The following is a 25753-nucleotide window of genomic DNA, read 5'->3' as shown; positions in this document are numbered from 1 at the left end:
TTATTGCACTCCGGAGTTCGACTTCAAACCAACAGCAGCGAGAGCCTTCTCAAACTCCTCACGTTGCTTATCTATCGCCCATGGCGGATTATCCTGCCCTTTGCCAAACGAGCACTTCTCAAACCATGCTTGGAGGTCGTTATCTGAAAAATACGCGATTAAAAGTTGTAGCACCACAAGTGCCACAGCAACTTCCCAGCCAGCGAGAAATAGAACCCCACGACCGATCAATAGAAGGGCAGCACGCTCCGTAACTATAATTCCGGCTTCTTCTGCAGCTGCTCCGACGGCTGCCCTACCGACAGCATTGGCTGCCGCCCGCCCCGCACCACCCGCAGCCATTGCGCCCGATCGAGCCGTCGCGCCCGCAATACCTACTCCAACTTTCGCGATAAACACTACGCCGCGTCCACCGGTAATACGGGCGATCAACGGAGCAGATGAGGTCAATGCCGTAAGGAAATTTGCTCCTGTCGCACCGAGTCCGAGCATCGCCTTAAAGAAGTATGCCGACATCAAACCATATTGCCTCTTTCCGGTGCTTTCAAATCCCTTCCCTGCATCCAGCACCATCCCAATCATCGAAGACGCCCCGCCAAAATACCCGGTAATCGCCTTCAGATTGCTCAACGTCCGCCCCGCGTCCTTCGACAATCCCGTCATCAGCTTCGTCGAAGCCTGCAGGCAAGCGGACATCGACGAGAATCCCCCCGCCACCAACATCGCGTAGTCTTCGCCCTTCTTGTCCGCCTTCGCAAGGGCGCACCCGAAGCTCAGCAACTCGATCACGGCCAGCGTGCCGCCGATCCGCACACCGAGATTGACCGCCTTGCCTTCCTGCGTCAACTTGACCGCATTCCATTTTGCGCGATAGAGCTGCCCGCCTTCGTGTTCGGCGAGCGACTGAATCGTCCTGACGAACGCGTCTTTCGCCGCGACGCCCTGACTGCGCAACGTCCGATATCCCTGCTGCAACCTCAGACGCAACTCAGGTTCGACCTTGATCGCCTGCCTGACGAGATCGATCGTGTCCGCCTTGCTGATGCCGATGCGCAACATCAGCGCACCGCGAATCATGAACGTACCGGCGCAATCGCCGAGAACGCCAAGCCCCGTCCATTTGAACAGTGCATTGCCCATCGTGATGACGAGCGCATCGCCCTGAAGGCTTTTCAAATACTTTTCCGATACCGATACGGGACTCTGATGCTCATGCACCTCCTGCATCTTGTCACGGAAATCGACGAAGTTCTTCAACTGCTCCAGAACCTTGCTGACCTTGTCGGCAATGTCGCTGACCGTGTCGGCCTTGGTCGTCTTGTTCGCAATCGCCTCGGCCAGCAGCTGCTTGATCTCGACCTTCGGTTGCTTCTGGTTGTAGGCGAACGCACGCCACACGAGACTGGTCGGCAAAGTCGGATCCATGTTGTTGACCAGTTCCTCGACGACGGCCGCACCACGATCCTCCGACGGCAATCCGTTGATCGCCTCGATCACGACTTTCTCGAACGCCCGGCCGTCGTCCGCGTTTTCTTCGTGATAGTCGTGCAGCGCAGCGATGAACGTGGGCGCCTTCAGCCATGCCTTCACGTCGGGTGTACGGCGCGCCTGAATTGCCTTGACCGCATCCTGAACAGACGTGAACCATGGCCGGAAGGCGCCGAGCTTGCGCAGATTCAGTTTGCCCTCGTACTTGGGCCACTCGGCATCGCCGATCGTCTTCGCTTCCTCGGGGCTGATCACGCCCGCTTGCTCGATCCGCCGGTCCGACGCCGCCTGCTGCTCGGGCGAGACGACGGCGTAACTCGGAATGCCGTCCATCGCGCCAGGGTTGTTCAGCATGCCTTCCCAGCCGGCCCGCAGGGCGGAGCGCATGCGGCTCTTGAACGCAACCGCACCGTTGCGCACGGCCACCTCGGCTGCATCGATCGAGAGCATCGCGTCGATCTGCCGGCCCTGCTCCTTCACGTACAGCGACAACATGCTGCCTGCATCGTTACGAAAATCGTTCAGTTCGTGAACGTTGCCGATGCCGTCCCACAACGCGAGCATCATGGGCGGATGAGATTGCCCTTTCCCGGTCGAGCCGATCGTGTTCATCAGTTTGACCAGCGCTTCGCTCGTCGACAGTGGCGACGCCTGTCGGATATGCAGCGGGTAGCGGGTCGACTCCCGTCCCATCAGCTTCGGGTCGTAAGCGCCGGTCTCGTCGGTCAATCGCTGGTCCTGCGGGACGAGCAGTTTGGGGTCCAGCGCCGGCATGTACTCGACGACATCATCGATCCGCTCACGCGTTGCAACGACCGCATGCTTCTTCGGGTCGTTGCCGCCGTTGATCCATTTGGACGGCTCGATCCATTGCATGCGCTGCTCGCGCAATGCCGGATTTTCCTCGTATCGCTTGAACGTATCCTCGACCCATGCGTGCTCGGAAAATGCGATGTAGACACGGTCCGTGCATTTTTCCGGACGCTCGATCGCGATCAAGTCCATCGGCACCGCAATCGCGCACTGGGCGCACGCGGGATGCGTAGACGGTTCGTCAGGCAGCGGACGCGATTGTTTCCACAGGCGCCCGTCTTCCGTCACCTTGTACACCTCCCACCGCTTGGGACCTCGGGCACTCTGGACGTAATACAGGTACACCCATCCATCGCGCAGGGTACGCAGCCCGTAACGGTGCGTCGTCAGTGGAACATCGGTGATGCCTTTCCCGCCAATGCCATCCGGCAGCTTTGCCGGAACCTTGTTCGGCAAAACGGTATAGCGGACAGGCAGGATCGGCAGCCCGGTCTTCTGGCAATTCGCGCATTCTCGTTCAGTGGTCGCCATTTCTTTTATTCGTATCTCGTATCGGGGCTCGGTCGGCGTTGCGGGTTGGATAGCGAGGCCGCCTGTCCGTACCACGCCCCTTGTCGAATTTCGTCGATGTCGTCAGGCTGAAGGTGGCCGATCGCCGCGGTATAAAAATCGTCCGGCGAAAACTGCTTCAACACCTTCTCAATCTCGGGATGCCGATCGAACTGCGGATGCCAGTCGAGCGCGTGCCCGATGAACGCGATCAGGTCGTCACGATCCTGCAGCCCGTATTGCTCCGCTCGCGCCGCGGCCGCAACGGCCGCGTCCACTTCCGCAGGCGTCGGCTGACGGCCTGCCGCCAACGCGTGCAATGCGAGCGCACGGTTGACGAGGCCGTGGCGATGCACTTCCGGCCATTGCGCGGCGGTAAGCGAACACGCCCGGCTCGATCCAACGCCACGGCCATACGCTCGCGGTTTCGCGCATACGTCGAGCGCATGCCAGACAGTCACCGGCCCGAGTAGCGCCTGCTGCTGTTGCTCGGTCAACAGCGGCCAGATCAAACCCAGCGCGCGCGTGTCGTAAAAGCGCAGCGCACACAGCCGTCCGCGCTCGTCGTACTGCAACACTTGCGTCGACCAGTGTCCGGCGACTTCGTCGGCGGAAGCAGTGCTCGCCAACCATCCGCCGATTCGCTGTCCGAGGCCCTGCGCCATCGACGCAGTACGCCGGTCTTCGAATGCGAGCCGCACGCTTTCCTTCAGCAGCGTGGCGCCTGCCGGCGACCGCAAATCCAGTTCAACGAGGTAAGGGTGCTGTTCAGCCGGAAATCCGTCGTGCGCGATCGTCACGATCGTGCGCTTCAGATCGCTGAATGCCGATCCGTCGTCTGACGGCACATCGCGCTGCGACGGATCGACAACCAGAAGACAACGCATTTCAGGATGCTTGTCGAAATAGGCGTGCAGCACACTGGCGGTGGCGTCGATCACTGCGTTCTCGCTAGACGCACTCAGGCCATCCGCACGATCCGCGACACGATTGTTCGGAGTATTCATCATGACTACTCCAGCACGACGCTCGACGCACTGTCGGCCGCCGCCGACGCCGTCTTCCACGCGCACCCTTTCTGTACACTCGCAATCGGCGACGGCAGGCGCATCGATGACGCACCGGGCTTGTCCCACGATGCACATTTCTCGAGGATCTGGCCGCTCGTGCCGTTCTCGATCAGGTCGGGCGCGATCTTGATATAGGAGCCGCCGGCGCCGATCCAGATCTCCTTTTCCGCGGAGATCACGACACGCCCGCTCGAACTCGTGATCGTCACGTCGTTGAGCGCCGCAAGCTTCATCTCGTCGCTCTGCGCCTGAATCTCGACCTTCCCCTTGGCGGCGAAGAGCTTGATCCCCGCGTTCTGAGCAAACAGGCTGATCTTTTCCATCACGCTCGCGATCAGCGATTTCCCGGCGGCGACGTGCGTACTTCTGCCGCTGACGATATTGACTTGCTGGTTCGCGGTGAGCTGCGCCGAGTCCTGCGTGGACACGCCCACGCCCGCGGGGCTCGCAATCAGCATGATCGGCGACGAGAACCCGTTTGCGCTACCCGTGCCGCCACCTCCCGTTCGACCGCCGCTGCCTGCGCCGCCGGCCACGTTGTACTGCGTTGCATCGGTGAATCGCTTCAGCGCGTCGTGCCCTTCGTCCAGGCTCTCGGCCTGATTTGCCGCACTCGCCTGGGACGTCAGTTCCACCACGCTCTCCGCACTCGCCAATTGCTCGGTCGCGGCAGTCACGTTCAGAGGCTGGTGAGCCGTTGCCGAATGCGTCGAAACGAACAGCCCCTGCCCCGCACGAATGGCGCCATACGCGTCCGATTTGAGATCGAAGCCATTGCCGAGGAATGCGCCGCGTGCATTGTCCGTATGCTGGATCAGGTAGCCGAGATGCAGATGAGACTGATAGCTGCTGGAATAGAGGTGAACGCGATTCTGCTGCGTCGAGTCGTCCATGACGAGCTGGTTGTAGCCCGTCCCGCCGTACTCGCGCGACCGGTAGCCCGACAGCAGTCCGTTCGAGTGCCACACCGGTTGGGTCGCGCCCCCGTACATCCTTGCAATGATGACGGGCCGGTCGCAATCGCCTTCCATGAAACCGACGACGACCTCATCGCCCTTGCGCAATGGCTGGATGCCACCGCGGTTCGCACCGGCATCGAGAAAAGTCGGCCGCACCCAACACGACGCGCGTTCGTCCTGGTCATTGCGGCGGTTCCAGTGAAACCACACCTTCACGCGATTCAGCGAGTCGGTGTACACCTCTTCACCACCCGGTCCGGCAACGATCGCGTTCTGCAACTGCATGACCGGCTTCTTGTGCTCGAACGGACTGCGAAACGGAACGTTGCGCGGCTGTGCCTCGACCTTCACCTGAAAGAAGCCTTCGCTGCCGTCCGCATGACGCACGGTCGCTCCGGCCTTCGCCTCGGAAACCTCGGCAGCCAGCCCATCGGGAAAGGCCTCCACACCATCGAGACCCGGCACGTTGTTGCATATCAACCAGTCGACTCCAAGCAGCACGAACTCTCGATCGGCCTGGTTGCCCGCATCGTGAACCGGATGACCGCGAAGTTCGAAACGCCTTCCCGGCATCGCGCAGCGCAAGCCGCCCACACCGTGAAAGCGCTTCATTCGCGACATCTTCTCTTCAAGACGAATCCGCGCGAGGCGTTCGCCCTGCTCCCGATCGGACCACATGTAGGCACCCGGATAGTCGTAGACCTCGCCGTCGGTCGGCAAATTGCCGTGGACGTCGGTCACGCCTTGAACCTGCCGGGGAAGATCGGGCCGCTTGTAGTCGAACGAGCGCGACGTCAGTTGCGCACTCTCGATCTGAAGCTGTTCCTTCCATTGAGCGAATCCGTCCAGCTCGCCGCCGATTTCCATGCGGCCGAACTCGACGACCGGTTGCCTGAGCGGCGGAACGAAGTAGGCGTCGTCCGTCACGACCATCGTGTGGGATCGGCCGTCGTCCGCTTGTTCGAAGTAGGGAAATACACCCGCCTCTTCCATGCTCCGGTGGACGAAATTCAGATCGTATTCCCATTGCACGCGATTCGAATACGACGGTAACGCACCATGCAGGTCGAAGCGGAACGCTCCGCGTGCCTGCGCATGCTCGTTGAATACGTCGGTGAGAATCTGTTCACCGTTCTGCTCCTGCCAGTCGCGCATGTCGCGACGCAGGCACAGGAAGTAAAGCCACGAGGAAAAGGCCAGCTTGTAGTACGTGAGCGGGCCATCGGATCCCAGCCGGCTGAAGCGGTGAACGTAACCGTGAATCGGCATGTACGTACCGTCGACCTGCTGAATCCAGAGCGTCACCGGCTTGGCCAGCAGCGCCTTGAGTTCGATCTGGCCACCGCGCGGCGACACGACGTCGATCACGAATTCATAGTCACGTCCTAATCTGGCCGTTCCTTTAACGTACAGAGGCAGTAACCAGTCGACGCCGAGTGGCGTATCCAGTTTGACAAGACGATTGTATTGCGCGTCGCCCAGACGCAACGTCTTATAAAGTGCGGTATGGCCCATGCAGCATGCCCTTGATTGTATTAAGGCGGGATTTCTGCCGAGCCGATATTATAAATACCTTTCACAATAAATTCGATTAGCCGACAGTCTTTGAATATTGTCAGGTTCAAAGCAACAATCAACGGGTAAATATTTCCGATATTCCGTATTTTGGCTTTGATTCGGCAATCATTACCCGACACGCACCTTCTTCCATGCGTGGCTCTCGCTCGGTGGCACACTCCGCCGCCTCGCGCACGCACGCCTAACCGACCCACGGCACCGCGATCGCCAGCCCGACCACGATCCACTGCACGATCGCGACCAGCACGGCGGCACGGCACAGCCCGACCGCGCCACGCACACGGTCGTCCAAAGCGCGTCCAGCCTTCCCTGCATCGATCCAGCCGAGTTCGACAAGCGCGCGATCGAGCGCGGCGAGCCCCTCGGCGACCGACGCATCGCACGACGCCGCCCGCGCCAGCGCGGCGAACAGCCGCCGGTCGATCTCGATGCGCACCGCATACCACAGCGCGGCAATCCCCGACCCGGTGCTGACCACGGCCAGCAGCACGCGCGCGAGCGTCGACGGCGCCCAGCCCGACGCGATCCACCAGCCGGCGCCGGCCGCGGCCAGCGCGGCCGCGATCGCCCACGCGCCCGCATCGAGCGCACCGCGGGCAGCGGCGATCCGGAACGGTGCGGACAGGTCGCGCATCACGGCCCTCCCGTCACGCGCCGGCGGTCGATCCAGTCCTGCAGCACGGCCACGCCGTCGTCCGACCATACCGCGCGCGGCCGCACCGCCCGTACCGCCGCGAGCGCGTCGCGCGCATCGCCGAGCCCCCGCCGCGCGGCGAGCCACGCGGCCGCGCACAACACGCTGCGCCCGTAGCCGAGCGCGCAGCAGACCAGCACGTCGCGCCCTTCGGCATGCAGGCGCTCGAGTGCCCCGACGGCCGCCGCGAGCTGCGCGGGCGTGGGCGCGACGAGGTCGAGTTGCGGCACCGCCGCATACGCGAGAGACGCGTCGGCCGCGGCCCAGCGCGGCATCTCGGCCGTCAGGTCGACGAGCGCCGTGAAGCCGTGGCGCCGCACGTCGCGCGTGGTCGGCGTGCGGCCGATCGACACGCGCTCGTCGATCCGCGCCGGCGCCGGCTGCCGGAACGTCCACAACCGCGAATTGACGAACGCCGCGGCGATCGTCGGCGCGAGCAGCCAGCGGACGGACACCGGCACGCTGCCCGCATCGTCCTTCTGGAACGCGCCCGGCGCGCCGCGCCAATAGATCCACGCAACGCACGCGAGCGCCAGCGCACCCCACCCGACCGCAAGCGCCAGGCCCGGCGCACGCGACACGAAGCAAAGCGCCGCGAGCGCGACCAGTGCAGCGCCGAGCGCGTAGCGGCGCGCCAGCGCGCGTCCGGCGGAGGACGGGAAAGCGGCCGCACCGGGCAACCGTCCGGCGCCGTCACGCAATGGAAACAGGAACAACGCGAGACAGCCGACGGCCGCGCCGGTCGGCACGTCGATCATGTGATGCTGATAAGTCGTCAGCACCGACACGCCGATCGCCGCGAACCACGCATGCAGCACGATGCGCGCGGCGGTGCCGCGCAGATGCTTCGCATAGACGGCCCACAACACGACGAGCAGGCCGATGTGCAGCGACGGCGCCTGGTTGAACGGCTTGTCGAACCCCATCAGCAGCGTGAACAGCGCGCCGGCCACGCCGCCCGCATCGGGCCGCTCGAAGCCGAAGCGCAGCGGCCATGCGATGAAGCACGCGACCGAGATCAGCTGCACGGTCAACAGCCGCTTCACGTGATCGAGCAGATCGTCGCGGCGGGTCCAGAAAAAGAACGACAGCGCGTACAGCAGGTCGATCGACCAGTACGGCACGATGGTCCACGGCACGAACGGAATCGCGTGCTCCCAGCCGAACGCGAAGCTCGGCACCTCGGCGCGGCGCGCGGCGAGCCAGTTCGCGAAGCCGTAGGTCGAGAAGAACACCGCACCCATCGCCGCGAGCCAGCCGACTCGCAGCGCGAACGACGCATCGCGCGCGCCGGCCGCCGGCTCGGCCAGGCCGCCGCCCGCGCCGCCGCCGAGCGCGCTCACGACGCGTCGACCCGCTGCGCGAGGCTCACCGTGAAGATGCCCATCTCGTCGATGCGCTGGTCGAGCTTGCGGAAACCGGCGCGCGCGACGAGCTCGTCCATCTCGGCCTGCGAGCGGCGGCGCATCACCCAGGTCGCATCGCCGCGGTGGTTGTTCAGCGCACGCGCGATGAATTCGAGCTGCGGATGCCACGGCTGCCCCGTATAGACGAGATAGCCGCCGGGCGGCACCGCCTGCGCGAGCCCGCGCAGCGAGCGCTCGATCAGCGCGTTCTCGCCGAACAGTTCATACAGCCCCGACACGATCGCGAGCGTCGGGCGCGGCTCGAGCGTCGCGAGCGACGCCTCGTCGAACGCGTCGCCGCGCTCGAAGCGCGCGATCGGCTCGAGGCCGCGCTGCGCGATCAGCACGCGTCCGGCCTCGACGTTCGGCGGGCTGTAGTCGCGCAGCGTGATGTCGTCGGGCGCCGCGCCGTCGCGTTCGGCGGCGGTCGCGATCGCGTCGAGCACATAGCGTCCGTGCCCGGCCGCGATGTCGACGATCCGCACGGGTTCGCCGAGGCCGCGCAGCCGGCCGATCGCCGCGCCGATCAGCTCCTGCAGATGCACCTTGCGCTGACGGATGCCGACCCAGCCCGGCGAATCGAGATAGGTGCGGTCGATCAGCGCGCCGACGCCGAGCCGGCCCTGCGCGCGGTTGCGGTACACGTAGTCGAGCGTCGAGCCCGAATCGAAGCCGAGCCGCAGCCCGAGCGCGATGCCGTCCGACAGCGCGCCGCCGGCCTTCAGCCCGGCCCGCGTGATCGCCCAGTACGCGCGGGCGAACGGGTTCGCGGGCGGCCGGCCGAGCGCCGCGTATTCGTCGTGGAATGCGCCGCGCCGGTCGGCGTCGGCGAGCGACACGCGCGGGCTCGGCGTATCGAACTCGCGCAGCACGAACGTGCGCAGCGGCGCGAGCGCCTGCGCGCGGTCGCGCTCGCCGAGCGTGTCGTGATAGAAGCCGGGCAGCACGATGCGCTCCTTGCGCACGGCGCCGAGCCGCTCGAAGAAGCGGTCCTGCGGGCCGCGATGGACGACCCAGTCGGCGCCCGAGATCAGCAGCTGCGTCGGCACGGTGATCGCGGCCGCATCGGCGACGATCCGCTTGGCGGTGTCGTGCAGCTCGAGCAGCATGTTCACGGCGATCGGCCGCGTGATCAGTGGATCGGCCGCATAGCTCGCGATCCGTTCAGGGTCGTGCGTAAGGAATTTCGGTTTCACGTAGCTGTTCACGTAGAACAGCCCGCGCAGCTTGTGCATCAGCCGCAGCCCCGGCCGCGCGAACGGCACGTAGAGCTTGATGTGGAACGCCGGCGACGCGACCACGAGGCAGCGGATCGGCGGCGCGTAATCGTGTACCCAGGTGGCGGCGAGCACCGCGCCGACGCTCTGCCCGACCACGGCCATGTCCTCGATCGCGATGCCGTGCGTGTCGCGGATATGCTCGACGAAGATCTGCAGGTCGCGCACCGATGCAGCTGCGCTCGGGCTGTAGCCGCGCGCGCCGGGCGAGCGGCCGTGGCCGCGTGCATCCCATGCGAAGAACGCGAAGTCCGGCAGGTCGAGCTCGTCGACGAGATGCGCGACGCGCGCGGAATGTTCGTGGCCGCGATGCAGCAGCACGATCGCGCCGCGGCAGCGCGGGCCCGTCGCGGGCCAGTGACGATAGAACAGCGTTTCGCCGTCGTGCGTGATGAAGTCGGCCTCGCGGGCCGTGCGTGCGCTCATGCGTTTCTCTCGTTTCGTTGTTCGAATCATGCGGCGCCGCCCTCAGGCGCCGGCCCACCCGTTGGCCGTCAGCCGCCCGCTTCGGCGACGCCGGCCTGCACGCGCCGCACCACCGTCACGATCGACAGCACGATCAGCACGCGCCACAGCCACGCGGCGACGCTGCCGACCGGCAGGCCGAAGCCGATCCACAGCGCGAACGCGCCGAGCGCGAGCGCGCGGTCGCTCTTGCCGAACGGGCCGTCGTAGCGGCGCGTCGCACCAGCGAGCGGGCCGATCAGCCCCGCGCATTCGACGATGACCGCCATCAGCGCGAACAGCCAGACGTCCGCCGGAGCGAACGCGGGAATCGCGAGGAACGGCAGCACGAGCGCGACATCGGACACGACGTCTCCGAGCTCGTTCAGGTACGCGCCGAGCGTGCTCTTCTGCCCGTGTTCGCGGGCGAGCATGCCGTCGATCGCGTTGAGCGCCATCCGCGCGAACAGCCAGATCGGGATCAGCAGGAACAGCACGCGGGCGAACACGCCGAGCCCCGCGAGCGCGCCGACGACGATCGAGCCGCCGGCCGCGAACAGCGTGACCTGGTTGGCGGTGACGCCGCGTTCGGCAAGCGAATCCGCGAACGGACGCAGACGGTTCTGGAATTTCGGTTTGAGTGCGTAGAGGCTCATCGTTTTATTGGTTCTGCTCATTCGGACACGTTTCCAGCCGCCATGCCCCGGGCGGCGCAACCGTCGGCATCGACGGCTTTCGACAGGTGGCCGTCATCGTCGCCGAGCGGCCCCGACGCGTCAAGCAGCACGCCGCTGGCGCCGCGCCGCTGCAATCTGGCGTTTTTGACGGAAACTCGCGATAATCCGCTGGCCCGATCGCAGCAAGATCCATTCAAACTGCAAACGGGCGCTCGTGCAACAGCCGATTATCACGCCGCCGACCGGCGACCGCGCCGCGACGTCCGCCGGCGCATCGTCCGATTATCGCGGCCCTGCGACAGGCAGCCACGAATTTGAAAAAACTTAAACAATGGCCGTCCGGTGCGCATCCTGCCGCGCCGGCATTCCGGGATTCCGCCTGCCGCGCCTGCGCGGCCGCGCGGGCATGCAGGCAGGAGGCGCGGCGCCGATGAACATCCTGAACGTCTGGCAGCGCGATTTCCTGCTGTCGATCGTCCGGCTCGTCGCCGGCGCGTATCCGGTCTGGCATCGGGCGCCGCCGTCGCCGACGCAGAAAATCTACTTCTCGAACCACACGAGCCACATCGACACGCTCGCGATTCTCGCCGCGCTGCCGCGCGACGTGCGCGCGGTCGTGCGGCCGGTCGCCGCGCGCGACTACTGGGACAGCAGCGACCTGAAGCGCCATATCGCGCAGAAGCTGCTGAACGTCGTGCTGATCGACCGGCATCGCGAAAACGGCGGCAATCCTCGGGGCGGCCACCCGCTCGACCCGGTGCGCGACGCGCTGCGGCAAGGCCACTCGATCATCATCTTCCCGGAAGGCACGCGCGGCGCCGACGTGTTGCCGCAGCCATTCAAGAGCGGCCTGTTCCATCTCGCGACGGAATTTCCGAACGTCGCGCTCGCGCCGGTCTATCTCGAGAACCTGCAGCGCATCATGCCGAAGGGCGCGATCTGGCCCGTGCCGCTGATCTGCAAGGTGCACTTCGGTGCGAACGACGCGCTCGGCGCCGGCGAAGACAAGCCGACCTTTCTCACCCGCATGCGCGACGCGATCGTCGCGCTCGCGCCGCCGCAGCGGCCGGCCGGCTGATCGCGGCGCCCTTCTCTTCCTTTTCCGGACCTCTTCATGCGAACTCTCTTCTGGGAACTGGTCGCGGGCGTCACCGGCGTGCTGGTGCTCGCGACGGTCATCGGCGCGATCCTCGGCGCGCGCAGCGGCGGCGCCAGCGCGACCGTCGTCAACCTGAATCAGCGCATCCGCGCGTGGTGGGCGATGATCGCGATCATGGTCATCGCGATCAGCCTCGGCAACAACGTCACGTACCTGGTGTTCGCGCTGCTGTCGTACCTGACGCTGCGCGAATTCATCACGCTCACGCCGACCACCGCGAGCGACCATACGACGCTCTTCATCGCGTTCTTCGTCGCGATTCCGGTGCAGTACGTGCTGCTCGGGATCAACTGGTACGGGATGTACTCGATCTTCGTGCCGGTGCACCTGTTCTTCGCGATGTCGCTGGTGTCGGCACTCACGCAGGACACGCGCGAATTCCTGAGCCGCAACGCGAAGATCAACTGGGCGCTGATGGTATGCGTGTACGGGCTGAGCCATGCGCCGGCCGTGCTGATCCTCGACATTCCGCGCTACGCGGGGCAGAACGCGCTGCTGCTGTTCTTCTTCCTGTTCGTCGTGCAGATCAGCGACGTGCTGCAGTACGTGGTCGGCAAGCTGTGCGGGCGCCGCAAGATCGCGCCGCGCCTGTCGCCGTCGAAGACGGTCGAAGGCTTCATCGGCGGCGGCCTGCTCGCGACGCTGTGCGGCGCGTCGCTGTATCGCGTGACGCCGTTCAGCTTCGGCGCGGCGTTCGGGATCTCGCTCGCGATCGTGATCGCGGGCTTCGTCGGCGGCCTCGTGCTGTCGGCCGTGAAGCGCTCGCTCGGCACCAAGGACTGGGGCTCGATGATCGCGGGCCACGGCGGGATGCTCGATCGCGTCGACTCGATCTGCTTCGCGGCGCCGGTGTTCTTCCACCTGGTGCGCTACGTGTACGTGTGACGGGCGGGCGGCGCGACGCCGCCCGGATCCGCGGTTCCGCAGTACCCAGCATGGACCGCTCAATACCCGTCGCGCACGGCCTTCGGCACGATGTAGCGGCCGCGCGCCGCGTCGAACTTCACCGTATGGCGCGCGTGAATCGCGCGATTGCCGCGCATGCCGGTCTCGGTCACGATCAGCGGATAGACGCTGTCGTTGACGCTCGTGTCCGGCGCGATCACGAAACGGCGTTCCTCGCAGCGTGCCGGATCGTTCGCGCATTCGGTCGATTCCGCATTGTCGAGCGCTTCGTCGATGCGCGCTGCCGCCAGCACCAGCGCGTCGCCGTACGGCAGCCAGATCGAGCGCATGCGTTGCGTATAGCCTTGCCGCGAGTCGCTGTTGCCGACGACGAAACCGAACAGGTGCGGCCCGAGCCGCTGGATGCTCACCGTGCCCGGCTCGCCGCGCCCGCCGGACACGATGCCCGTCTTCTGCAGCGCCGGTTCGAGCGTCGTGCCGTCCTGCGAAGGCCGAAGCACGTACAGGTCGATGGTGCCCGGCGTCGCATCGGAATCCATCCCCGGCATGCCGTTCTGCACGGCGTCCTCGGTCTCGCCGCACATCGCGAGCAGCGTGCGCGGGCCGTCGGCCGTCGCGACGCGCAGCGATCCGCACGACGCGTAAATGAAATCACCCGCGTCCGACTGCCAGCCCTTGCGATCGGTGCGCCACTTGCCGTAGGTGTCGTGGATGAACTTTTGCAGCTGACGCTCGGGATGCACCGGCTCGGCGGCATGGGCCGGCGATGCCGCGACGAGCGCGGTGAATGCCGCGACGGCGGACAGTGCGGCGAGGGTCGCCGCGAACCATCCACCGCGCATGGCCGCGCCCTTCACGCCCTCAGGCGTTACGATCTCGTTCTTCATTCCAGGATCCGGTCGATGCGCGCGGCCCCTGCCGCACGCGCGGGCGATGCCCGCGAGGCCGTAGCGTACACGCACGGCACGGCATCGCAAGCGCACGCCGCATCACACTCGCGCGGTATCGGCCGTTTGCGGCTGCGCCAGCTTGAACTCACCCACTATTTGCGCGAGCTGCGCCGCCTGTTCGCGCAACAGCGCCGCGGCCGCGGCGGACTCCTCGACGAGCGCCGCGTTCTGCTGCGTCGAATGATCGAGCTGCGACACCGCCTGGTTCACCTGCGCGAGGCCGGTGCTCTGCTCGTTCGCCGCCACCGTCATTTCCGCGATCACGCTCGTGATGCCGCGCACGCCCTCGACGATCTCGTCCATCGTGGCGCCCGCCGTGTGCACGAGCCCCGACCCGCCCTCGATCTTGTCGACGGATGCCTGGATCAGCTGCTTGATTTCCTTGGCCGCCTGCGCACTGCGTTGCGCGAGCGTGCGCACCTCGCCCGCGACGACCGCGAAGCCTCGCCCGTGCTCGTTCGCGCGTGCCGCCTCGACGGCCGCATTCAATGCGAGGATGTTGGTCTGGAACGCGATGCCGTCGATCACGCCGATGATGTTCGAGATTTCGTTCGAGGCCGCCGTGATCTCGCCCATCGTCGCGACCACCTGGCTCACCACCTCGCCGCCGCGCATCGCGACGCCCGACGCCGATTCCGCGAGCCGGTTCACCTGCGTCGCGGCATCGGCCGAGTTGCGCGCCGTGCCGGCAATCTGCTCGAGCGCCGCCGCGGTTTCCTGGAGGCTCGACGCCGCATGCTCGGTGCGGCCCGACAGGTCCTGGTTGCCCTGCGCGATCTCCGCGCTCGCCACGCTCACGGATTCGCTGAACCCGCGGATCTGCAGCAGGATCGCCGAAATCTTTTCCGCAAACAGGTTGAACGCGCGCGCGATCTGCGCGGCCTCGTCGTGGCCGTCCGCACGCAGCCGCTTCGTCAGGTCGCCGCTGCCGCTGGCGACGTCGGTCAGCGCATCGCGCACCAGCAGCACGCGCTTGAATGCCGCGTTCGTCAGCGCGCCGACGAGCGCGGCCGCGATACAGGCCACGATGACGATGGCCACGAGCGTCGTCGTCGCGACGGCCCGCATGCCGGCCGTCACGTCCGACCGGTCGAGCGCCATCACGAGCGACCAGTCGGTACCGGCGATCGGTTGCGCGCGCAACAGCTTGGTCACGCCGTCCACCGCGATCGCCACCGGCTCGCTCGCGCTCTGCAGGCTCGCGAGGCGCTCGGGCGTCAGTTCCGGCGACAGCTGCACGGCCGGTTTCATGATCAGGTCGGTCTTCGCGCCCGCGATGAGGCGCCCGCCGCGGTCGACGAGAAACGCGAAACTCGCCGGCGTCGGGTGCATCGACGCGACGATCGCGCTCGCTCGTTCCATGTAGAGACTCGCCGCCAGCACGCCCTTCAGCGCACCGCCGCGCATGATCGGCACCGCGAATGCAAACGCCGGCTTGCCGGTCGACGCGTCCTGATACAACGCGGTGACGACGAGCCGACCGGCCTCGACCGCCTGCTTGTACCACGGGCGCGCGGTCGGATCGTAACCGGGCGCGAGCGGGATGTTCGAGAAGGCCGTGTGGTCCGGCAGGCCGAGCGTCAGCACCTGGAACCCGCCCGACTTGCCGAGCAGCGTCAGTGCCGGCAGCGGATCGCCTTCGCCGATCGCCAGCGTATCCGCGAGCGCCTGCGTCTGCTGCGCGCGGCCGGCGACCCACTCGTCGAGCGCCAGCGCGTGGCCGGCCAGCACCGACTGCAGGTTCCGGTCGATGGTTTCGTCGTTGTGTCGCTTGACGACGTCGTACACGAGGCCGCCGGTGACGGCGAGCGCCGTGACGACGATGGCGACGCAGGTCGCCACGATCCGGGCGCGAATTGATGACAGCATGATGACGACGATCTCCGGTTGCGCGTTGTTATCGGACAGTCAAATGAGTACGCAAACGGGTTTAACGACCGGCCGTGCGGCAACTTGAGGTTAGACTGGTCAGACCATGCAAAAAAAAGTTTGCGGATGCAACGGCTTCGGCCTCCGGACTCTCGCGCCGAGCCACGCCTGCACGTCCCGGGCGAACCAGTCGAGCACGCAGGCGCGGCGCCGCGAACGGCCGATTTCCGCAACCGCGAACGTGACCATGAGCGTACGCGCCGCCCGCGACGCACCCCGTCACATCATCACGCCGGCTCCGGCACCTCGATAGCCAGCAGCGCCGAACTGACCGACTTGCCGTGCGCGTCGAGCGCGAGCGAGCGCGTGACGCCGCCGCCGAGCGCATCGCGCAGCACGAAGTTGAACGCGGCGAGCGCCGGCAGTTCGTAGCGCACGACGTCGCCGTGCACGATGCCCGCGAGCCACGTCTTCACCGCCCGCGCATCGAGATGCGCGCGCAGGTGTTCGTAGTGACGCGGATCGCGGCAGATGACCGACACGTTCAGCGTATTGCCCTTGTCGCCGGTGCGCGCATGCGCGAGTTCACGCAGTTGCATCAGGCCTCCACGAATGAAAACGACGGCGTCACGGCCGCGCGCGGCAGCAGCACCGACTGCACCGCGATCACCTCGCGCGTCGACTTGAACGCGCCGCCGCCGCCGGCCGGCCCGTTCGTATACAGCGTCTCGACTTCGTTGCCGATCCGCGCGGCCTCGTCGGCAGTCGTCGCCCGGCCGGCCACCCGCACGCGGACTTCGGCCGGCTCGCCGCGCACGGCGGGCGTCGCGTCGCCGTACAGCGCGTCGACGCCGATCAGATCGAAGCGCAACTCGGTCGCGGCCACGCCGGTCAGCGCGAGCCGCTCGCGGACGATGTCGAGCGCGAGCCGCGCGCGCGCCAGCGCCCCCGGCCCGCCGTACGAGATCTGCCCTTCGCCGATATGGCCGTCGACATACGCGACCGATACCTTCAGGGTGTCGGGGCGCGCGGTGCCGCGCCCGCCCGTCACGCGCACGCGGTCCGGCGCCTCCTCTACGACGGCCACGCGCGTGAAATCCGCGACGACGTCGGGCTGCAGGTAGTGCGCCGGATCGTGGATCTCGTACAGCAGCTGTTCCTTGCAGGTCGCCGCGCTCACGCGGCCGCCCGCGTGCGGCACCTTGGTGATCACGACCGAGCCGTCGGCCGCGACCTCGCCGATCGGGAAGCCGAGCCGCGCGAGATCCGGCACGTCCTTGTAGCCGGGGTCGGCGAAATAGCCGCCCGTCACCTGCCCCGCGCATTCGAGCAAATGGCCGACGACCGTCGCGGCCCCCAGCGTGTCCCAGTCGTCCAGCCGCCAGCCGAACGCATGGATCAGCGGCGCGGCGAACAGCGACGGATCGGCGACGCGCCCGGTCAGCACGACGTCCGCGCCGGCCGCGAGCGCGTCGACGATCGGGGCGGCGCCGAGATACGCATTCGCGGATACGATGCGCTCGCGATACGCGGCGACTTCGTCGCCCGACTCCTCGAAACGCAACGCGCCGCGCAGCACGACGTCGAGCACGTCGTCGCCTTCGACCGCCGCGACCTTCAGCTCCGCGAGGCCGAGCGACCGCGCGATCTGCGCGGTGCGCCGCGCGGCCGCGCGCGGGTTGGCCGCGCCCATGTTCGACACGATCCGCGCGCCCTTGGCCGCGGCCACCGGCAGCACGGCCTGCATGCGCGCGTCGAGCAGCGGATCGTAGCCGAGCGACGGATCCTTGCGCCGCGCCTGCTGCGCGATCGCGATCGTGCGCTCGGCCAGGCATTCGAATACGAGATAGTCGAGCTGCCCGTGTTCGGCCAGTTCGACCGCCGGCTCGATCCGGTCGCCCGAGTAGCCGGCGCCCGCGCCGATGCGCACGCGCCGTTCGTGTGGTGGCTTTGCTGTCATGTCGGTACCGTCATCCGGCGCGCGCGCCGGGAACAATCAAAAAACGCCCAGCACGACGCACGCGATCGTCATCACGATCGAGGCGCCGAACAGCAGCGGGAACGTGAACTTCTGGTGCTCGGCCAGCTCGATCCCGCACAGGCCGACGACCAGGAACGTCGCGGGCGTCAGCGGGCTGACCGGAAAGCCGGTCGTCATCTGGCCGAGCAACGCGGCCTGCCCGACATGCACGGCCGGCACGCCGAACTGGCCGGCCACCTCCGCGATCACCGGCAGCACGCCGAAGTAGAACGAATCGGGATCGAACAGCATGCTGAGCGGCATCGACGCGAGGCCGAGCGCGACAGGAATGTGGCCGGCCATCGACGGCGGCACGAAGCCGACCGCCGCCTGCGCCATCGCCTTCAGCATGCCGCTGCCCTGCATGATCCCGGTAAACACCCCGGCCGCGAGCAGGATGCCGGCCATCATCAGCGCCGCGCGCGCGTGCGCGTCGATGCGCTTTCGCTGCATGTCGACGTTCGGGTAGTTCACCATCAGCGCGACGCACAGCCCGACCATGAACATGATCGCCGGCGGAATCTTCTCGCCCATCACGACCATCGTGCCGAGTACGACGAGCGTCAGCACCAGGTTGAACCAGAACAGGTGCGGCCGGCGCAGCGCCTGCTCGTCGGGCGTCAGCTCGCGTTTGGGCAGCGGAATCGACGCATCGTCGCGCGACAGGCCAAGCCGCTTCTCCTCGCGCCGGCCGAGCCAGTACGCGACGCCGAACACGAACACGAGCCCGATCGCCTGCACCGGAATCAGCGGATTGAACAGCGCCGACACCGGCAGGTGCAGCGACGCCGACGCGCGGATCATCGGCCCCGTCCACGGCAGGAAGTTGATCCCCGCGGCCATCGACACGGCCGCGGCCAGCACGCGCCGGTCCATCTTCAGGCGGTCGTACAGCGGCAGCACCGCGGGAATCGTCACGAGAAAGCAGACGGCGCCCGAGCCGTCGAGGTGGATCAGCAGCGCGAGCAGCGTCGTGCCCATCACGATGCGCGTGGGCCGCGTGCCGACCGCGCGCAGGATGCGGTCGATGATCGGATCGAGCGTGCCGGCGTCGGTGATCGTCCCGAAATAGAGGATCGCGAAGACGAACATCCCGACCACGGGCGCGAGGCCCTTCAGCCCGTCGATCACGAATTTGCTCGTATGCAGCCCGAAGCCGCCGATCAGCGACGCCGCGATCGGCACGATGATGAGCGCGACGAGCGGCGACATCCGCTTCGACAGAATCGCGGCCAGCAGCACGACGATCGTGCCAAGCCCGAGTAACGGCAGCATCCGTGTCTCCTACCTTGTCTTTTGTTGGAGACGAGCGTAAGGTCGGCGCAGCGATAGCACAATTGAAATGATTTGATCGCAGCAATCACGAATCGTTATGGATCTGAATCTTCGCGACATTCGCGCGTTCGTCACCGTCGCCCACGCCGGCAACTTCACGCGGGCGGCCGCGCGGCTGCACCTGTCGCAGCCGGCGCTGACCGTGCAGATCCGGCGGCTCGAGGAAATCGTCGGCGCGCGGCTGTTCGACCGCAACAGCCGCAGCGTGGCGCTCACGCAGACCGGGCGCGAACTGCTGCCGCTGCTGCAGCGCTCGCTCGACGACATGGAGCGCGTGCTGCGCGATGCGCGCGCGCTCGGCGAAGGCGCGAGCGGCACGGTGCGGCTCGCGTGCCTGCCGACCTTCGCGTCGAGCCTGCTGCCGGAGCTGATCCAGTCGTTCCGGCACGACGTGCCGCGTGCGGGTTTCGAGATTCGCGACGGTGTCGCGAGCCTCGTCACCGCGCTGGTGCGCAACGAGGAAGCCGATCTCGGCCTGACGGGCGGCGATGCGTTCGATGCGTCGCTGGAGGTGCTGTACGTGGGCGCCGACCGGCTCGTCGCCGTGTGCCCGAAGGATCATCCGCTCGCGCGCAAGCGGCGCGTGCGCACCGCCGACGTCGCCGCCGTGCCGCTCGTGCTGACCGCGCGCGGCACGAGCGTGCGCGGCGTGGTCGATGCCGCACTGGACGCGGCCGGCTGCACGCCCGACATCGCGTGCGAACCGACCTACATGATGACGGCCGTCGCGATGGTGCGCGGCGGGCTCGGCGTGACGATCCTGCCGGCGACCGCGCGCGAGGTACGCGCCGAGCCCGACCTCGTCGCGAAGCCGATCGACGATCCCGCGTTCGTGCGGCCGATCGCGCTCGTCGTGAAGCGCGGGCGCACGCTGCCGCGCGTCACGCAGGCGTTCGCCGACGCAATGCTCGCGGCATTGACAAAGCGCGCGTGAGCCGCGCGCCTGGAACTGCGGCCGACCGCCGGCCGGCGGCTTACTGCGGGTCCGGCTGACCCGGATCGACGTGCAGCGATTCGCCGATCGCATAGAAGTTGCCGCCCGCGATGTAATGCAGGCTGCGCAGCGCCGGATCGGCCGATTCGAAATACCAGTGACCGTCGCGGAACACGCGCGTGTCGGACCACGCGCCGACCACCTCGCCGATGAACAGGTCGTAGGTCTGCTGGTTGTGCGGCTCGGGAATGAGTTTGCACGCGAGCCAGCCGGAGCAGCCGGCGACGAACGGCAGGTCGTGGCCTTGCACGTCGAACAGCGTGACGCCCGCGTCGCGCAGCTTGTCGGGCCGCTCGGCGAGACTGTGACTGCCGACTTCATGCGTGAGCTGCAGCTGCGCGGCCGTCGGCACCTGGATCATGAACCTGCCGCTGCGCTCGACGAGCTCGCGCGTCTTCGCGGACTTGTCGAGCACGACCGTCAGCTTCGGCGGCAGGAAATCGAGCGCGCAGGCCCACGCGGCGGCCATCACGTTGTCGACACCGTCGTGGCGGGCCGACACGAGCACGGTCGGGCCGTGGTTGAGGAGACGGTAGGCTTTCTGCAGCGCCACCGGCGCGATGTGACTGTCCATGCGGGTTCCCTGGTGAGCGGCGCGGCGCGCGCCGGCCGAAGCGCGAATTCTCGCACTCAATGCCGATTGCCGCCGACGCTGCGCGCGCACCGCCCGGCACACGCCGCCGCGCCGCGCTGCATCAGCGCCGCCCCGCTGCCCAGTCGAGCGCCGCGTCGAACAGCGCGAGCCCGGCCGGGGACAGGTTCACGAACGTGTCGGGCGCTGGCCGACAGGCCCGCGCCCAGGCGAACACCACACCGGCGAGCGAGCGCGACGCGCGACGATTGCATGAAACGAGTGGGACGCGTGCAATAGCATATTCGGGCCGCATCGCGCGATTCGATTCCATTAAATAATGAATTGACGAATCCATGACAAACGCGGTTTTAGCGAAATCCCATCGAAAATCCCCTGGAATTATCACGAATCCGGCAATACGCGGATCGCACTATCTTGAAATTCACGTCGATTAGCACACAGCGCTCAATAATCTGAATCTCTCAACAGGCCTTTGCGCAGCATGCACCTGTCTGCTTTAGGTCACATCGGAGAATTCCATTTTTGCCGTTCGACGGCGGCTCTGTAGTCTCCTGCCATTCCGGTTCCAGCACCCCATGGCAAGGAGATGAAATGAAACGCACGACCCTCTCGCTGATTTCGCTCGCGTCGTTCGCCGCGATCCCCGGCGCGCACGCGCAGTCGAGCGTGGCGCTGTACGGCGTGATCGACACGTCGATCACGTACGTGAATCACGCGCAGGGCAAGGACAACGCATGGATGCTCGGCAACAGCAGCGCGGGCAACCTCTCCGGCAGCCGCTGGGGCGTGAAAGGCACCGAAGATCTCGGCGGCGGGCTGAAGGCGCTGTTCCAGCTCGAGAACGGCTTCGACCCGAGCAACGGCCGGCAGGGCCAGGGCGGCCGCCTGTTCGGCCGGCAGGCATTCGTCGGGCTGACGAGCGAGCGCTACGGCACCCTCACGTTCGGCCGCCAGTACGATCCGCTCGTCGACCTCGTGCAGGGCATCACCGCCGACAACTATCTCGGCAGCGTGTTCGCGACGCCGGGCGACGTCGACAACTACGACAACAGCTTCCGCGTCGACAACGCGGTGAAGTACACGTCGGCCGTGTATTCGGGGTTGCAGTTCTCCGCGATGTACTCGTTCGGCGGCATCGCCGGCAGCACCGGCGCCGCGCAGTCGTATTCGGCAGCCGTGTCGTACAACAACGGGCCGTTCAGCGTCGCCGGCGGCTACTTCCACGCGACCAACAGCCCCGCGTCGAACGGCCTGCGCGACGGCTGGACCAGCTCGTCGGACGGCACCTTCGACGGCCCGATCAACAGCGGCTATGCAAGCGCGCACTCGATCGGCATCGCCCGCATCGCGGGCCAGTACGTCGCCGGCCCGTTCACGTTCGGCCTCGGCTACAGCAACGCGCAGTACCGTCGCGACGCAAGCTCGGCGTTCGACTCGAATGAGCACTACAACACCGGGCAAGGCTTCGTGAACTACCAGGCAACCGATGCGCTGCTCGTCGGCGTCGGCTACAGCTATACGCGCTCGGGCGGCGATACGTCGGCGACCTATCACCAGGTGTCGGCCGGCGCGGACTACAGCCTGTCGAAGCGCACCGACGTGTACCTGAGCGCCGCGTACCAGCATGCGAGCGGCCAGACCGGCGACGGCAAAGGCGGATCGATGGCCGCGCAGGCGTCGATCGCGTCGTACGGCTATGCGGGCACGAGTTCGCAGACGATGGTCAACCTCGGGCTGCGTCACCGCTTCTGAGCGACGGGGGCCGGCTGCGGGCGGTGGCGCGGTGTCGCGGTGTCACGCGGCTGGCCGGTCGGTGTCGCCTCGCGGATTCCAGATCACGGATTCGCCAGGACGGCGGCTACGGCCGCCGCCGCCGTTTCCGGGCCGCGCAGCGGCGGCCGCGCCATGTTCGTTTCACATCGCTGCACGATTCATCACCGTATTCCGCATTCACGGCACAACTGACGCGCGGCGTCAGTATTGCGACTCCGCTCGGGCGTCGGCATGCGCGCGAAAATCAGCCGTTTTTACCGATCCCATTCGGTCGCGCGACGATCCCCGCCCAGCGGAAAATGCGCGATAAACGCAGCGGCAAATGCAAAGGAAAGTTTGACGCGAGCCATTTGACTGCGCGCTATGGCACACTTCGCGTCTGCGTAATTTCCTTGCACCGGGCGGCCGGATCCCGCCCCATCCTGCCATGCCGCGTCATACTGCCCGTTCGCTCAGCCACGCCACGCCGAAGATCGCCGCGACGATCGCGCTGTCGTGCGCGCTACACGGAGCCGCGTGGGCCGACTGCCTCGACGATGCAGCCACGTTCCAGCACGTGAGCGTGAGCCTGCTGCGCGGCATCGCGCAGGTCGAATCGGGGATGAATCCGAACGCGGTCAACACCAACACGAACGGCACCGTCGACATCGGGCTGATGCAGATCAACAGCACCTGGCTGCCGACGCTCGCGCGCGAAGGCATCACGCGGGAAAGCCTGTTCGATGCGTGCACCAACGCGTACGTCGGCGCGTGGATCCTGTCGCAGAACATCCGCCAGCTCGGCGCCAACTGGACCGCGATCGGCGCGTACAACGCCGCGTCGCCCGACAAGCGCCTCGCGTATGCCCGCAAGGTCTATGATGCAATCCGGACCATGCCGGATTCGCCGGATACTCCCATGCCCATCCTGCCTCCCTCCTTTACGCCGCCGCAGCAGGTGCAGGCGTACAACCCATTCGCGAGCCTGAGCGTATCCGCGCCGCCGGCCGCGCGGGCCCGCACGCTGTCACCGGCCGCCCCGCCGCCGCCACCGCAAGGCGGCCCCGCCGGCCCGGCCGGCACGTACAACTTCGGCTGGACCGTCACGGGCGCCGACCAGGCCAAGCCGATCCAGGTGTTCGACGACGGCGCGCGGATCTACGTGCAGTTCAGCGACATGAAGCATGTGCCGGCGATCTTCACCGAAACGTCGTCGGGCCGCGTGCTGATGTCGTGGGAGCTGCAATTCCCGTATGCCGTTCTGACGCGCCCCGCGCAAACGTTGATCTTCCAGCTCGGGCCGTTCGAGGCGCGCGCGCAGCGCGGCGCGGCGGGCGCAACGACGCAGGCAGGGGCTGGAACCGCGGCGGGAGCATCACGTTCGGCGGCGACAACGGCTGCCACGACGCCTGCGGGCAAACCGCACGCGAATGCATCGGCCAAGCGCACGGCGTCGGCCGACGCGCTGTGGTATCTGAACACGCCGTCGACGTCGGGCGCGGCAGCGACGGCGAACACGGCAAATACCGCACCGGCGTCAACCTCGTCGCCGTCGTCGAACACACCGGCCACGTGGCCCACCGCGGTGACGTCGAACACGCCACCGCCGGCCGCCACACCTCAGGCGCCGGCCGCGCGCGTCAGCACCGACGCGCTCTGGTATATCTCGAAGTAACGCGCACGGATTCGCACGCCCATCGCGGCCGGCAAACGGCATGCGGCTTGGCCGGCCCCGCCGGCCTCATCGATCATCCGCGCCGCACCCAGATCACCTTGCCGTCGCGAATGCCGAGGTCGCGGCGCTCCTCGCGATAGTCCATCGTGCCCGGCAACGACTTGCCGTCGCGCTCGAGCACGCGCCACAGGCACCCGTCGAGCAGCGCGGTCGCCTCGGCTTCTGTCTTGCCGATCAGCGCATCGTCCGGCGCGCCGTCTGCGCTGCACATCGGCGCGGCGTTTCGCGCCGCGCCGCCGGCGGTCGCGTTGGGGTGCTTCGTGTTCATGTCCGCACATCCTGCAAAGGTTGCGCTCGCAACGAGTGCAACGAGCATCGCGATCGTGTTCTTCACTGGCTTCTCCTTGTCGCGGCCAGGCGATCCATGTACGGCAGTCGCGCACGGCCGGGCATTGCATGCGTGATGGGTGTCGCGCGTCACCGGCCGCTTCCTGACGGATGCCGGCCGGCACACGGCGGCGTTGCGCGACGCGTTCGAATCGATTCGGCGCACCGGCGTCGCGAGCCCGGCGTGGTGCCGAAGCCGCCTGCATGTTACCGCACGCGATGCGCGGCAACGGCGCGACGCCCACGCATCGCGTGCGGCAAGCGCGCGCCGGCCTTTCGTTCAGAACTTGTAGGTCGCGCCGGCCATCCCGTAGTAGTTGCTGCGCGACTGGACGATCGGGCTGTCGCCGTAGCGCCCGAGCAGCCGCGTCACGCCGCCCGTCGCGAGCACCGACCAGTGCCGCGACAGGTTCCAGTTCCATGCGACCGACACCGTCGCGCTGTCGATCCCGCCGCTCGTCGAATATGGCCGGAAGCGGCTCGTCATCGACTGCGCATCGGTCACGCCGTAGAACGTCTGCGTATAGCGGCCGGTGCCGGCATGCACGCTGCCCGTCACGACGATCTCGTGCTGCGCGGTCTTGAACACCGGCACCGCGAGGTCGACATGCCCGGACACGCCGCGCGACGTATGCGTCACCGGCGTGTCGACCGTGACGCTCAGTTCGGCCGCGTCGAGCAGCGTCACGCCGGCCCGCACGCCGATGAGCACCGAGCCCGGAATCCGGCCCATCCCCTTCAGGTAGTCGGAACCCGCCAGGTCGAAGCGGTTCTCGTCCGCGCGGCCCGGGTCGTAGCTGACCGCCGCCGACACGAACGCACCGTGCGGCAGGTCCAGCCGGTAGCCGGCGCCTTCGCGACTATCGATGAAGAAGCCTTTGCCGAACTTCGCGGAAAGCCCCGGTGCGACGACGCCGCGATACTGGTTGCTGCCCGGGTAGCGCGGCGCGAACCCGCCGCCGAGCGAAATCGAATACTGGTTTTCCGCGTGAGCGGCCGCGGCAAGGGTCAGGCCGGCAAGCGGCACGCAATAGCGGGAACGGCGAAGGGTTGAGCGCACAATATTGAGATATGAGTGACGGAGCCCGCAGTCTAGGTTCCGCCGTGCAGCGGTGTTGTCCGTAATCTCCGGGGAATCTGTGCTCAATTGTGTTTG

Annotated in this window: 20 protein-coding genes; 5 read left to right on the top strand and 15 right to left on the bottom strand. The window is 66.9% G+C overall.

All coding sequences use genetic code 11. The annotated features are described in order from the left end of the window. From FFI87_RS06850 to FFI87_RS06820, 7 genes are all read right to left on the bottom strand, one after another. Positions 1-2832 (bottom strand): T6SS effector BTH_I2691 family protein, encoded by a 2832-nt coding sequence (locus FFI87_RS06850; protein WP_138847891.1) that lies wholly within the window; start codon positions 2830-2832, stop codon positions 1-3. A 5-nt stretch (positions 2833-2837) separates the two neighbouring features. Next, the gene (locus tag FFI87_RS06845) at positions 2838-3860 is read right to left on the bottom strand and encodes a DUF4123 domain-containing protein (protein ID WP_138847892.1); all 1023 of its coding nucleotides are present in this window, start codon (positions 3858-3860) and stop codon (positions 2838-2840) included. Positions 3861-3862: 2 nt separating this feature from the next. Further along, complete coding sequence (locus FFI87_RS06840) at positions 3863-6394, bottom strand: type VI secretion system Vgr family protein (protein WP_138847893.1); 2532 nt, start codon at positions 6392-6394, stop codon at positions 3863-3865. A 244-nt stretch (positions 6395-6638) separates the two neighbouring features. Then, positions 6639-7091 (bottom strand): hypothetical protein, encoded by a 453-nt coding sequence (locus tag FFI87_RS06835; RefSeq protein WP_138847894.1) that lies wholly within the window; start codon positions 7089-7091, stop codon positions 6639-6641. Further along, positions 7091-8494 (bottom strand): phosphatase PAP2/dual specificity phosphatase family protein, encoded by a 1404-nt coding sequence (locus tag FFI87_RS06830; protein ID WP_138847895.1) that lies wholly within the window; start codon positions 8492-8494, stop codon positions 7091-7093. The genes FFI87_RS06835 and FFI87_RS06830 overlap by 1 nt, the downstream gene beginning before the upstream one ends. Next, entirely contained in the window at positions 8491-10260 is a 1770-nt protein-coding gene (locus FFI87_RS06825) for a bifunctional alpha/beta hydrolase/class I SAM-dependent methyltransferase (RefSeq protein WP_138847896.1), read from the bottom strand. The genes FFI87_RS06830 and FFI87_RS06825 overlap by 4 nt, the downstream gene beginning before the upstream one ends. Positions 10261-10328: 68 nt before the next feature. Continuing rightward, positions 10329-10934, bottom strand: a complete 606-nt coding sequence (locus FFI87_RS06820) for a CDP-alcohol phosphatidyltransferase family protein (protein WP_011656574.1) — start codon at positions 10932-10934, stop codon at positions 10329-10331. 451 nt (positions 10935-11385) lie between these two features. On the opposite strand from FFI87_RS06820, the gene FFI87_RS06810 reads away from it, so the two are divergent. Together FFI87_RS06810 and FFI87_RS06805 are read left to right on the top strand one after the other, a co-directional pair. Then, a complete protein-coding gene (locus tag FFI87_RS06810; RefSeq protein WP_138847897.1) occupies positions 11386-12033 on the top strand; it encodes a lysophospholipid acyltransferase family protein in 648 nt (215 codons plus the stop codon). A 36-nt stretch (positions 12034-12069) separates the two neighbouring features. Next, the gene (locus FFI87_RS06805; RefSeq protein WP_011656572.1) at positions 12070-12999 is read left to right on the top strand and encodes a phosphatidate cytidylyltransferase; all 930 of its coding nucleotides are present in this window, start codon (positions 12070-12072) and stop codon (positions 12997-12999) included. A gap of 59 nt (positions 13000-13058) precedes the next feature. Here the strand turns inward: FFI87_RS06805 and FFI87_RS06800 are convergent, their stop codons facing one another. From FFI87_RS06800 to FFI87_RS06780, 5 genes are all read right to left on the bottom strand, one after another. Then, positions 13059-13907, bottom strand: a complete 849-nt coding sequence (locus FFI87_RS06800; protein ID WP_138847898.1) for a topoisomerase IV — start codon at positions 13905-13907, stop codon at positions 13059-13061. 102 nt (positions 13908-14009) lie between these two features. Continuing rightward, entirely contained in the window at positions 14010-15839 is a 1830-nt protein-coding gene (locus tag FFI87_RS06795; protein ID WP_138847899.1) for a methyl-accepting chemotaxis protein, read from the bottom strand. A 287-nt stretch (positions 15840-16126) separates the two neighbouring features. Further along, positions 16127-16438: a hypothetical protein gene (locus FFI87_RS06790; RefSeq protein ID WP_138847900.1), complete on the bottom strand. Its 312-nt coding sequence runs from the start codon at positions 16436-16438 to the stop codon at positions 16127-16129. Continuing rightward, positions 16438-17799 carry an acyclic terpene utilization AtuA family protein gene (locus FFI87_RS06785; RefSeq protein ID WP_138847901.1) on the bottom strand — a complete coding sequence of 454 codons (1362 nt, stop codon included), beginning with the start codon at positions 17797-17799 and terminating at the stop codon, positions 16438-16440. Before FFI87_RS06785 ends, FFI87_RS06790 begins: the two co-directional genes overlap by 1 nt. A gap of 36 nt (positions 17800-17835) precedes the next feature. Further along, positions 17836-19134 (bottom strand): CitMHS family transporter, encoded by a 1299-nt coding sequence (locus FFI87_RS06780; RefSeq protein ID WP_011656566.1) that lies wholly within the window; start codon positions 19132-19134, stop codon positions 17836-17838. A 97-nt stretch (positions 19135-19231) separates the two neighbouring features. Here FFI87_RS06780 and FFI87_RS06775 point away from each other — a divergent pair, with 97 nt between their 5' ends. Next, a complete protein-coding gene (locus FFI87_RS06775; RefSeq protein WP_012363619.1) occupies positions 19232-20128 on the top strand; it encodes a LysR family transcriptional regulator in 897 nt (298 codons plus the stop codon). Positions 20129-20168: 40 nt separating this feature from the next. On the opposite strand, the gene FFI87_RS06770 is transcribed toward FFI87_RS06775, so the two are convergent. Then, positions 20169-20762 (bottom strand): flavin reductase family protein, encoded by a 594-nt coding sequence (locus FFI87_RS06770; RefSeq protein WP_138847902.1) that lies wholly within the window; start codon positions 20760-20762, stop codon positions 20169-20171. A 612-nt stretch (positions 20763-21374) separates the two neighbouring features. Here FFI87_RS06770 and FFI87_RS06765 point away from each other — a divergent pair. Both FFI87_RS06765 and FFI87_RS06760 read left to right on the top strand, forming a co-directional pair. Next, positions 21375-22535, top strand: a complete 1161-nt coding sequence (locus tag FFI87_RS06765) for a porin (protein ID WP_138847903.1) — start codon at positions 21375-21377, stop codon at positions 22533-22535. 448 nt (positions 22536-22983) lie between these two features. Continuing rightward, complete coding sequence (locus FFI87_RS06760) at positions 22984-24210, top strand: transglycosylase SLT domain-containing protein (RefSeq protein WP_138847904.1); 1227 nt, start codon at positions 22984-22986, stop codon at positions 24208-24210. 73 nt (positions 24211-24283) lie between these two features. Here the strand turns inward: FFI87_RS06760 and FFI87_RS06755 are convergent, their stop codons facing one another. Both FFI87_RS06755 and FFI87_RS06750 read right to left on the bottom strand, forming a co-directional pair. Beyond that, positions 24284-24604: a hypothetical protein gene (locus tag FFI87_RS06755; RefSeq protein WP_041489793.1), complete on the bottom strand. Its 321-nt coding sequence runs from the start codon at positions 24602-24604 to the stop codon at positions 24284-24286. A 273-nt stretch (positions 24605-24877) separates the two neighbouring features. Further along, entirely contained in the window at positions 24878-25624 is a 747-nt protein-coding gene (locus FFI87_RS06750) for a MipA/OmpV family protein (protein WP_138847905.1), read from the bottom strand. Positions 25625-25753: the final 129 nt, after the last annotated feature.

Source organism: Burkholderia sp. KBS0801, from assembly GCF_005937855.2.
GTDB lineage: Bacteria > Pseudomonadota > Gammaproteobacteria > Burkholderiales > Burkholderiaceae > Burkholderia > Burkholderia ambifaria.
Note: the sequence above shows the minus strand (reverse complement) of the source record. Positions and strands in the feature narration are given on the sequence as shown.

Excerpts from the sequence above, each read along its gene's own strand:
- FFI87_RS06825 (WP_138847896.1), bottom strand. The coding sequence starts at position 10,260 with ATGAGCGCACGCACGGCCCGCGAGGCCGACTTCATCACGCACGACGGC.
- FFI87_RS06795 (WP_138847899.1), bottom strand. The coding sequence starts at position 15,839 with ATGCTGTCATCAATTCGCGCCCGGATCGTGGCGACCTGCGTCGCCATC.
- FFI87_RS06845 (WP_138847892.1), bottom strand. The coding sequence starts at position 3,860 with ATGATGAATACTCCGAACAATCGTGTCGCGGATCGTGCGGATGGCCTG.
- FFI87_RS06835 (WP_138847894.1), bottom strand. The coding sequence starts at position 7,091 with ATGCGCGACCTGTCCGCACCGTTCCGGATCGCCGCTGCCCGCGGTGCG.
- FFI87_RS06780 (WP_011656566.1), bottom strand. The coding sequence starts at position 19,134 with ATGCTGCCGTTACTCGGGCTTGGCACGATCGTCGTGCTGCTGGCCGCG.
- FFI87_RS06765 (WP_138847903.1), top strand. The coding sequence starts at position 21,375 with ATGAAACGCACGACCCTCTCGCTGATTTCGCTCGCGTCGTTCGCCGCG.
- FFI87_RS06850 (WP_138847891.1), bottom strand. The coding sequence starts at position 2,832 with ATGGCGACCACTGAACGAGAATGCGCGAATTGCCAGAAGACCGGGCTG.
- FFI87_RS06770 (WP_138847902.1), bottom strand. The coding sequence starts at position 20,762 with ATGGACAGTCACATCGCGCCGGTGGCGCTGCAGAAAGCCTACCGTCTC.
- FFI87_RS06805 (WP_011656572.1), top strand. The coding sequence starts at position 12,070 with ATGCGAACTCTCTTCTGGGAACTGGTCGCGGGCGTCACCGGCGTGCTG.
- FFI87_RS06800 (WP_138847898.1), bottom strand. The coding sequence starts at position 13,907 with ATGAAGAACGAGATCGTAACGCCTGAGGGCGTGAAGGGCGCGGCCATG.
- FFI87_RS06790 (WP_138847900.1), bottom strand. The coding sequence starts at position 16,438 with ATGCAACTGCGTGAACTCGCGCATGCGCGCACCGGCGACAAGGGCAAT.
- FFI87_RS06775 (WP_012363619.1), top strand. The coding sequence starts at position 19,232 with ATGGATCTGAATCTTCGCGACATTCGCGCGTTCGTCACCGTCGCCCAC.
- FFI87_RS06820 (WP_011656574.1), bottom strand. The coding sequence starts at position 10,934 with ATGAGCCTCTACGCACTCAAACCGAAATTCCAGAACCGTCTGCGTCCG.
- FFI87_RS06760 (WP_138847904.1), top strand. The coding sequence starts at position 22,984 with ATGCCGCGTCATACTGCCCGTTCGCTCAGCCACGCCACGCCGAAGATC.
- FFI87_RS06785 (WP_138847901.1), bottom strand. The coding sequence starts at position 17,799 with ATGACAGCAAAGCCACCACACGAACGGCGCGTGCGCATCGGCGCGGGC.
- FFI87_RS06810 (WP_138847897.1), top strand. The coding sequence starts at position 11,386 with ATGAACATCCTGAACGTCTGGCAGCGCGATTTCCTGCTGTCGATCGTC.
- FFI87_RS06840 (WP_138847893.1), bottom strand. The coding sequence starts at position 6,394 with ATGGGCCATACCGCACTTTATAAGACGTTGCGTCTGGGCGACGCGCAA.